At 41.5% G+C, this 8,898-nt stretch carries 8 protein-coding genes and 2 pseudogenes; 5 read left to right on the top strand and 5 right to left on the bottom strand.

Features of this window, described 5'->3' with window-relative positions; all coding sequences use genetic code 11:
• Window positions 1-262: 262 nt before the first annotated feature.
• Window positions 263-475: pseudogene (locus tag QAS77_RS08360) on the top strand (ISH3 family transposase); the annotation flags it as partial.
• Window positions 476-832: 357 nt separating this feature from the next.
• A complete protein-coding gene (locus QAS77_RS08355) occupies window positions 833-991 on the top strand; it encodes a hypothetical protein (RefSeq protein WP_305064902.1) in 159 nt (52 codons plus the stop codon).
• Between the two features lie 206 nt (window positions 992-1,197).
• Here QAS77_RS08355 and wtpC read toward each other — a convergent pair whose 3' ends face one another.
• From wtpC to modA, 3 genes are read right to left on the bottom strand one after another with little or no spacing between them, the layout of a single operon-like run.
• Window positions 1,198-2,247: a tungstate ABC transporter ATP-binding protein WtpC gene (wtpC, locus tag QAS77_RS08350; protein ID WP_250868273.1), complete on the bottom strand. Its 1,050-nt coding sequence runs from the start codon at window positions 2,245-2,247 to the stop codon at window positions 1,198-1,200.
• A gap of 13 nt (window positions 2,248-2,260) precedes the next feature.
• A complete protein-coding gene (locus tag QAS77_RS08345) occupies window positions 2,261-3,049 on the bottom strand; it encodes an ABC transporter permease (protein WP_305064901.1) in 789 nt (262 codons plus the stop codon).
• Between the two features lie 48 nt (window positions 3,050-3,097).
• Window positions 3,098-3,949 (bottom strand): molybdate ABC transporter substrate-binding protein, encoded by an 852-nt coding sequence (gene modA, locus QAS77_RS08340; protein WP_305064900.1) that lies wholly within the window; start codon window positions 3,947-3,949, stop codon window positions 3,098-3,100.
• Window positions 3,950-4,486: 537 nt separating this feature from the next.
• On the opposite strand from modA, the gene QAS77_RS08335 reads away from it, so the two are divergent.
• Window positions 4,487-4,660, top strand: a complete 174-nt coding sequence (locus tag QAS77_RS08335; protein WP_305064899.1) for a hypothetical protein — start codon at window positions 4,487-4,489, stop codon at window positions 4,658-4,660.
• Window positions 4,661-4,755: 95 nt separating this feature from the next.
• Here QAS77_RS08335 and rpiA read toward each other — a convergent pair whose 3' ends face one another.
• Together rpiA and aspS are read right to left on the bottom strand one after the other, a co-directional pair.
• Window positions 4,756-5,451: a ribose 5-phosphate isomerase A gene (gene rpiA / locus QAS77_RS08330; protein ID WP_250868269.1), complete on the bottom strand. Its 696-nt coding sequence runs from the start codon at window positions 5,449-5,451 to the stop codon at window positions 4,756-4,758.
• A 45-nt stretch (window positions 5,452-5,496) separates the two neighbouring features.
• Window positions 5,497-6,828, bottom strand: coding sequence for an aspartate--tRNA(Asn) ligase (aspS, locus tag QAS77_RS08325; protein WP_305064898.1), 1,332 nt, complete (start codon window positions 6,826-6,828; stop codon window positions 5,497-5,499).
• 1,422 nt (window positions 6,829-8,250) lie between these two features.
• On the opposite strand from aspS, the pseudogene QAS77_RS08320 reads away from it, so the two are divergent.
• A pseudogene (locus QAS77_RS08320) lies at window positions 8,251-8,474 on the top strand (hypothetical protein); the annotation flags it as partial.
• Between the two features lie 66 nt (window positions 8,475-8,540).
• The coding region (locus QAS77_RS11570) for an amidohydrolase family protein (RefSeq protein WP_331522498.1) at window positions 8,541-8,898 on the top strand (358 nt) is incomplete at its 3' end.

Here is an 8,898-nt window from a genome sequence, read left to right as displayed (position 1 = left end):
TATTCGTGCGGGGTGACATACCTCCTTACAAAGAAGGGAGTGGGAGCTTGTCGTAACATAACGGAACACCATGTGCAAAGAGTGAAACAGGGTATCGATCATGCTGTCGCGGAAAGCTGAAGATTATCTCGAAGCTATCCTCAATATCGAGATTATCAAATTCAGCAGTTCGCTAATTTCAGTTTAAACTCATATAAACGACATCATACGATACATTTATATGTGGTAAAGTTCCCTCCGCATGTATTTCCAATCGCAAAAGAAAGCCTCTACAATTCGATATTTCTATGCTTTGGTTTCATTTCTTCTTAAAAACGTGTGGGTTGCACTTCAAAGAAAACATTTTACAATTGATAAAAGAGGTCCTTATGCTATCGAAAGTGAGTTGTTCAGATTTGATATATTCATCCATTTTGTTGCGGAATGGGTGAGACGGAAGCTAAAACAGATGTTAACAGTTGAATGTTGTAGATAAATGTGGATTATTATAGAAGGGTTTAAATATTAGTGAGCTGCTGAAATTTGCTTTTCGATTTAAAAGCGAAACTCTTTTTTCGGCTCTGTGGAAATCCTAATTCATAGTTAGAATATAGTTGCATTTCCGGGATTTCCACAGAGCCAAAAATACAAGAAAAAACAGACGAAGAGAAGGAAAAATGATTAAATTAATTATTCTATGGATAATCGTAACGTTAGGTGCTACTAGTTTCGTCTGTTATCTTGATGAAAAATATGGCGTAGGCATGTGTATCGGAATATTTGCTGGCCTTGTAGTAATGGGACAGATACTAGCCACTAAAATAGCTGTTTTCGGTCCATTTGTAGTGCCAGCGTGATCTTCGTCCAGGCACAATTCAGTACACAGAGTGCTGAAGCGATCGCATCTGCAATTGGTGGTGAAGTGGTAACTGTGGACCCGCTTGCAAAGGATTATATCGACAATCTTGACAATATCACCGAAGCATTTTCACAGGGCATTACAAAAGAATGAGGGATTAATGGCAGAAGTGATCAGTCTTAAGGATGTGTGGGTAAAATATGACAAACTCACCGTACTGGAAGCTGTGAACCTGGCATCTTTGATATGCAGTTAAGCAGCATCAACATGCATGTTGATTCCATGACCTTTAAGAAGTATCATTCCATGTGAATCACCATTCTTTCTCATCGTTTCTTTTTTCTTCTTTTTGTACCGTTTTATATAATATGCGTTGCAGATGCCTTGAATGTAAGATAAACTTTCTTTCCGATTGAAAGTCCCATATCATCATAGTCTCTTTTTGTAAGTATGACCCTGAAAGGTATTCCTGCATCGATCACCACTTTGACAGTTGACTTCATCCTGCTCACTTCAGCAACAACCCCTGAAAACGAGTTCCTTGCACTGGATTCAATTGGATCATTCGATATCAGGATATCTTCCGGCCTAATAGAAAGACTCACATTCCCTGATTTCAAGGTACTTGAAACTACCTTGAGTCTATTGACAGATATCTCGGCAAGATCCCCCTGAATAACTGCTTTCCCGTGGAACAGGTTCTCTACACCTACAAAGTCGGCAACGAACGTGGAATTTGGTTTCCTGAATACCTCATCAGGCGTACCAATCTGAAGAATCTTACCACCATGCATGACAGCTATGCGGTCACTGAGAGCAAATGCCTCTTCAAAGCTATGCGTGACATGGATAGTGGTTGTCTTTTTTAGTTGATGTATCCGTGAGAGCTCCTGCCTCAGTTTAACCTTTGTTACTGTGTCAAGGGCAGAAAGCGGTTCATCGAGCAACAGTAATTTTGGTTCAGTGATTATCGCCCTTGCGACTGCAGACCTTTGTTTCTCCCCACCGCTCAATGTTGAAGGATGCCTGTCAAGGAGATGCCGTATCCCCAACATTTCAGCAGTCTCTTCGGCAAGTTCCGTAATTTGCGATTTATCAAACCCGTTATAGTATAATCCAAATGCAATGTTCTTTCTGACATCCATATTCGGGAAGAGCATGAAATCCTGATAGACCATACTGATGTTCCTGTCCTTCGGAAGCAGGGAGCTGACATCATTTCCGTTAATAATTATGGAACCGGTGTCTGGATTATATATGCCTGCAATCGTTTCAAGAAGTATAGTCTTACCGGAACCTGTAGGACCCAATATGCAAAAATATTCTCCTTCCTTTACACTCAATTCTATATCCTCAAGTGTAAAATCACCAAGTTTCTTTGAAAGGTTCTTTACTTTTATCATATTCATTCAAACCGCAAGATCAGTATAGTTTCGCGATTCCTCCCTTACGTTCAAACAAATAAAGAGTGATACCTGATATGCATATCAATATCGTTGCGGCTGCAATTGCAAGATCCAGTTCTCCTGAAGACAGGTTGAGATAGAGGGCTATTGGCAGTGTTTCGGTTTTCATTCTTGTGGCACCAGCAAGCATCAGTACCGCCCCGAATTCCCCCATTCCTCTTGACCAGGTTATCACAGAGCCTGCCAGTATGCCGTTCTTTGAAAGAGGCAATGTTGTTTTTATGAAAGCCTGAAAAGGAGTGCAACCCAGGGTCTGAGCCACATGCTCATATCTCGGATTTATACCTTCAAAGGTTGAGCGCATTATCCTGAGCATCAGTGAGATATTCACGGTGAACTGGGCCATCACTATCCCAAGAGGTGTGAATACGAATTTCAGCCCCACGCCTGCAAGATAAGTACCTACGGTAGATGTCCCAAAGATCAAAAGCAGACCAAGTCCTGCCACAATAGGAGGCAATGCCATTGGCATATCAAGTATGGTGCTGATAAGTGTCTTTCCGGGAAAATCATGCCTTGAAAGTGCATAGGAAACTGGTATCGCCAGAAATATGCACATAAGCGTGGATGCTATGGATGTTAGCAGACTGAGTTTTATTGCAAATCGTATTTCAGGAGATACAATATTGGTAATGAGACTGGCAGGGCTCGTGTGAGTGATTATCTCAAGTAGCAGTGAAAAAATGAAAAGAGTGAGCAGAAGCATTAGAAACAGTGTTGTTTGCTTGAATCCCATTTTTTGCATGCAATTGCTCCTGCTTGGTTTAGTAATAATTTATGTTCTCTGACCCGTTCAGTTGTTCTCTAAATATGCATACTTTTCATCAGGATAGAGCGCAAATCCGTATTCCTCAAAGACTGCTCTGCCTGCATCCGAAACTATAAATTGTACAAAATCGTTGGCAGTTTCTTTATTTTCAGAGGAATTGAGAGTACCGATCGGTATTATCTTGATGATGTTATCTTCCTCAGATATCTCTATCACATCGAAATTTTTATTGTCCCTTACCAGGTCTTCCCACACTATTGATGCATCTGCCTGTCCAAGGGAAATGTAGGTGACAAGTTCATTCACAGTTGCGCTTTTAGCAATGACATCTTCCTCAACCTGCTCATGGATTCCCTTGTTTGTCAGCATCTTCTGGCAGAGGACACCGATCGCTACTGCTTCAGGGTCGCCGAGTATCACATCTACATCATCATTTGCAAGGTCATCAAGCGTGCTGATTTTTGCAGGGTTCCCTGCTGGTGTGATTATCACAGGTACATGGTATGCTACCTTGCTGAAATTATCGATCAATCCCTTTTCAGAAGCAATTCCAAAGTAATAGGTTGCACCGGGCATGTAGACATCTCCTTCGCCTGTGAGTTCAATTTGTGTCAGGAGTGTATTGGCGCCTGCATAATTGTACCGCACGGAAATGCCGTATTCTTCTTCGAACAACTCCCCTATCTCGTCCATTGGTTTACGCATTCCTGCTCCGCAGTACACCAGAAGTGAGGCCTTGCCAGCCTGTTCATCTAAAGTAACATTATCACCCACTGTATCCGGGTCTGTAATTGCATTCTCCGTAAAATCGATACAACCAAGAAAGAGAATACAACAAAGCAATATTGAAAATATCTTCAGTTTTTTATTTACCATCCAATCCTCTCATACATGCAAAAAGGCAGAATGTATGTTATGCTCTATTTAGCACAACATAATTCGAAATCGCGATGTTCGAAGCGTTATGTTTGATGAAACATAACGGTATTTCATAGTCATGTCTAATATAAATAAATATCTACAATTCCAGCAAAACAAGTTAATTAGATTAGAATTTTTTTTTAAAATTTACCTATTTTTTCGATAAGATCTAATCAAAAAAGGATTGTCAACTCCATTACTATATTTATATGGCATAAATTCATTCAGTTTCTGAATATAACAGTACAAGCACGATATCAAAATACGTTGATATGAATACGCATAATATGGTTTAGAGCTCTGTAGAAATCCATGAAATATTGTCCGGTTGACAAGGACTTGCAATAGATAAAATCTCAACGAAGATCGCTGAGAATAACGACATGCTGGAAGAGATCAATGCCAATACCGAGATATACACCCTTACGGTGAATCAGCTTTTACCTTTGTCGTAACCGGACAGGTTGATGCTGCCACCATCATCAGGAGCATATGGCTACATGGGAAGAATCAAGAGGAAAACTTGAAGTCATCAGGATAACGGAAGAACAGTACACGATAAAGATGATTCCCCTGGCTGTTGCAGTCTGCACTTCTGACAGGGAAGTTGCAGAAGCTTTCAGTGAACATTTAGTACATGAAAAATCATTTCAATACTGGAAATAAAGAGAAATGCTCAAAAATTCAGCCCATTTTTTTCTTTGAAAAATCAGCAGTTAATCGCAAATCTCTTTATTTTGAATAAATATCAATTATCCAGTTCAGTTAATTATCTTAATTGAACCGTCTTTCATACCAACATAGACCTCATCGGTATTCAGGAAGATACCATGCTCCACTACACCCACGCAAGCGGATAGCTTCTGTGAGAGTTCAGCAGCATCTTCTATTACGCCGAATTCTACATCAAAGATAACATTGCCGTTATCAGAGATCACAGGACCGTCCTTGCGGGAAGCCAGACGTATCTGTGGTTTGCCTCCAAGTTCAATGAATTGCTTCTTTGCAAGTTCTCTTGCGTAGGGAAGCACTTCAATTGGTACGAAGTGATCAAGTTCCTCGCTCATCTTTGATTCATCTGCGACCACAATGAAGCGTTTTGCTGAATGTGCAACGACCTTTTCGCGTGTATGTGCAGCCCCTCCGCCCTTGATGACGTTCAGTTTTGCATCCACCTGGTCAGCACCGTCTATCGCAAGATCAAGAACAGGATGTTCTGCAAGGCTTGTCAGTGGCACACCAGCTTCGATTGCAAGCATTTCTGCCTGATATGATGTAACAACTGCAAGTATGTTCAATCCTTCTTCGCGTACACGTCTGCCAACTTCTGCGATTGCGAAAGCCGTTGTTGAACCGGTACCAAGACCGATTATCATACCATCTTCCACAAGACTGGCAGCAGCATTGCCTGCAGCTTCCTTTTCAGAGCTTGATGCATTTGCATTTCTTTCTTTCATGAATATCCCTTCCATTAAAAATGAAATATGGGAGTTGTCCCCACATCAGGGAGACAATCGCTTCCTGTCCCTTGGGAACAGAACAGTGTCACGGATATTCTCTACACCGAGCATTGTCATAACAAGACGCTCGCAGCCAATACCCCAGCCGGAGTGTGGTGGCATACCATATTTGAATGCACGCAGGTAGAAATCGAAGCCATCGGAATTAAGGCCCTGTGACTCGATCCTTGCTTTTAGCATATCATGAAGGTGGATACGCTGAGCACCGGATGAGAGTTCCATCGTCCTGTGCATCATATCGAATGACTTGGAGATAAGTGGGTTGTTCTCATAAGGCATTGCATAGAACGGCTTGATCTCTGTCGGCCAGTCGGTAATGAAGTAATGGAATTCTCCGGTCTCTTTGAAAACATGCTCACCGATGGTGTGTTCTGCAACTGTTCCGAGGTCACCGCCCCATTCGACCGTTTCCTCGCTCTCAGCATTGACGATGTCAATAGCCTGGCTATATGGAACTTTCATGAATGGTGTCTTTGGTACACTAAGTTCGATATCGAGTGCTTTAAGGGAAGCTGCTTCGTTCTCAATGACCTGCTCATAAACATAAGCGACCATGTTCTCGAGGATCTCCATGACATCGAAATGGTCAAGGAAGCTTGCTTCAATATCGATGGATGTAGCTTCATTAAGGTGTCTGCGGGTATCATGCTCTTCTGCCCTGAAGATAGGACCGATCTCGAATACCTTGTCAAGTCCGCCTGACATGAGTATCTGCTTGAAGAGCTGAGGACTCTGGTTCAGGAATGCTTCCCTGTCAAAGTATGTGATAGGGAAAAGAGATGTACCGCCCTCGGTTGCTGTTGCAACTACCTTTGGACTGCATGTCTCGATAAAACCGTCCTTTGTAAGGAAATCCCTGACAGCCCTGAGGACCTCATGGCGTATCTTGAAGATAGCAGTGGTTCTCTCGCGTCTTAAGTCCATGAACCTTGAGTCAAGACGTGTGTCAAGTTCAGCATCCACCTTGCCGGTGGTATCCATTGGCAATGGGGATTCAGCTTCATTGAGAACGACTATAGACTCAGGGATGATCTCGTAGCCATTAGGTGCTTTACCTTCCGGTTTTGCTGTGCCTGTGACTGCTACTATGGACTCACGTACCAGTTTTCTTGCAGCATCGAAGATCTCTTTGTCGATCTTCTTCTTTACAAGTGTGATCTGGGCTCTGCCTTCACGGTCACGTACGACCACGAAACAGATACCACCAAGGTCTCTTACCTCGTGTACCCATCCGCAGACGGTAACTTTGTCATCACCGATCTGCTCAATGTCGACCTGGGATGTATAATGTGTTCTGGGGGTTTCTAATGACATATATTCACCTTCCAAAGTTATCAAAATGATATGTATAGCGCTTAATGACGCTTTTGATAAGCTTGTTAGTATATAAGCTATTCTTGTACTCTAAAATGCATTAATGTAAATATATTTTGCTGTACCACATTTTATTTTGTGATACGATAATCTGTAATTGTTCTTTCAAGTATTAAGCAAAAGGATATATCATTTATCCTTAAAAAAGAGTTATCTGTTTAGTCTTTGGTATGCTTCCCCTCTCAATCTTATTTTAACCCGATATAATAATCATTGATATAGAGGCCATAGGAAACGGCGGAGGAAAGACACCATGCAAGTATAATCTATTTAGCTATATCAGAGAATCAAACACGATCTAAAAAAATAGATCAAAAAAGAATAATGTAATGGCTCTGTAGAAAACCTCCCTAAATCAAGATATATGAGCTGGAGTTGGAATTATATTCCAGCATCATGCAACACATCCCATAATATTTTCAAATTGAATTATTGTCCGAATATTAAGGATTTCTACAGAGCCAATGTAATAGATAGTTATGTTTTGATTACATATCCTATTGATAGGGATGGGGATCTTACTTATGGGTGGATCGCCAGTGAGGTTTTATCGCGAGGTTAGTCGAACTGAGTACACAGTTTGTCTGGTGAACGTTGTTTGGGGTATTCTGGAACTATGTGTAGTGGTTGGTATTCTGTGGTTTTCTATGTGTGTTGAGGATGACAATGGCTTTGTATACTGAAAGTTCTCGTTGAGAATGAGGGTAAGAGTAGTGGCATTTGGTGTATGAAAGCGGTTTTATGTTCTGTAGTGTGTGATTGTTGACATTGTTTTACAGCTCCAGGTATTTTTCTAAAAAACGGAATACGATTAGAATTGGTGGAATCAGTGGTTTCATAGTGTTTTTTGCTGTACCAATGTGATATTGGAACATAATGGGCTGTGCTGTTAGATCGAAGGGGTTATGGTGTACTACTTTTCGATTTCCAGTTGTTCACTTAACAGATTATCTTGCGGGCTATAGGCCCTTTAGTTCAAAATAGAATATCACAGCTCGGTCATTTGTTGGGATGTCGGCTTTCCTATAGGTAGAATTCTAACAGGTTCTCAATCACGTATGTACCGGATGGAGAGGCAGTCTCCCATGGGGGGGCGAGTCGTCGAGTAGCATTTAAAAAAATCACTTAATGTGACAGATCTCATATCTGTAAAACATGGGACCAAGGCCAGGAACCGATCGATCGGTACGATAAATTTAGGCAGATAACGTCTTCACTTCATTTAGTACAATTGTTAAAATTAGGGAATAATTGTGGCAAACTGGTCTTTAGCAATGTAAGTAAAGTCTCCAGACGAGGTGAAGAGTTACTATCATACGAAACCGGGTCTTACTCGATTATGTCATTGGAAATGTTAATAAAGTGACTTCAAAGGAGGATGTGAAACGCATCCAGAAGGTTTACCGTAATTCTCATATCGTAATGGCCAGTGGAAAACTTGCTGTTATTGTGCTTGCAAGCGGGGTGTTGGTCCCGAGACAGCTTCAATGGTCATCGAGAAGATGTGAGTAAATGAGGAAACTTTTTACAGGGATATAATGGCAGCTGAAAGGAATTATGCCAAGAACAAGCAATTCTGGAAGTGAACTACTCGTTCTTTTTTTTATTGTTGCCGCAATATCCTTATACTTTGTAAATCCATGGATTTTGTTATGGATATAAGGGACAGGGTTTTTGCGGCTACCGGCAAGGTCAAGGCAGACACTATATTTTTCGGTGGTCTTCTGATCAATGTCAACACAAAAGAGATGCTGTATAGGGATATTGCGGTAAAGGATGGTTACATCGTTGGAATCGGGGATGTTTCTTCTCTTAAAGGCCATGATACCGAGATGATCGATGTGACCGGTCGATATCTCTGTCCCGGATTAATGGATGGTCATGTTCACTTTGAATCCAGTATGGTGACCTTAAGCCAGTTTGCAGTACCGGCACTGGCACATGGAACTACGTCGGTTGTGATCGACCCTCATGAGATAGCTAATGTTCTTGGCAAGGCTGGTATCGAAC

It is taken from the genome of Methanococcoides sp., assembly GCF_030594565.1.
GTDB lineage: Archaea > Halobacteriota > Methanosarcinia > Methanosarcinales > Methanosarcinaceae > Methanococcoides > Methanococcoides seepicolus.
Note: the sequence above shows the minus strand (reverse complement) of the source record. Positions and strands in the feature narration are given on the sequence as shown.

Coding starts and splice junctions, on each gene's coding strand:
- aspS (WP_305064898.1), bottom strand. CDS start 6,828: ATGTCATTAGAAACCCCCAGAACACATTATACATCCCAGGTCGACATT.
- wtpC (WP_250868273.1), bottom strand. CDS start 2,247: ATGAATATGATAAAAGTAAAGAACCTTTCAAAGAAACTTGGTGATTTT.
- QAS77_RS08335 (WP_305064899.1), top strand. CDS start 4,487: ATGGCTACATGGGAAGAATCAAGAGGAAAACTTGAAGTCATCAGGATA.
- QAS77_RS08345 (WP_305064901.1), bottom strand. CDS start 3,049: ATGCAAAAAATGGGATTCAAGCAAACAACACTGTTTCTAATGCTTCTG.
- rpiA (WP_250868269.1), bottom strand. CDS start 5,451: ATGAAAGAAAGAAATGCAAATGCATCAAGCTCTGAAAAGGAAGCTGCA.
- modA (WP_305064900.1), bottom strand. CDS start 3,949: ATGGTAAATAAAAAACTGAAGATATTTTCAATATTGCTTTGTTGTATT.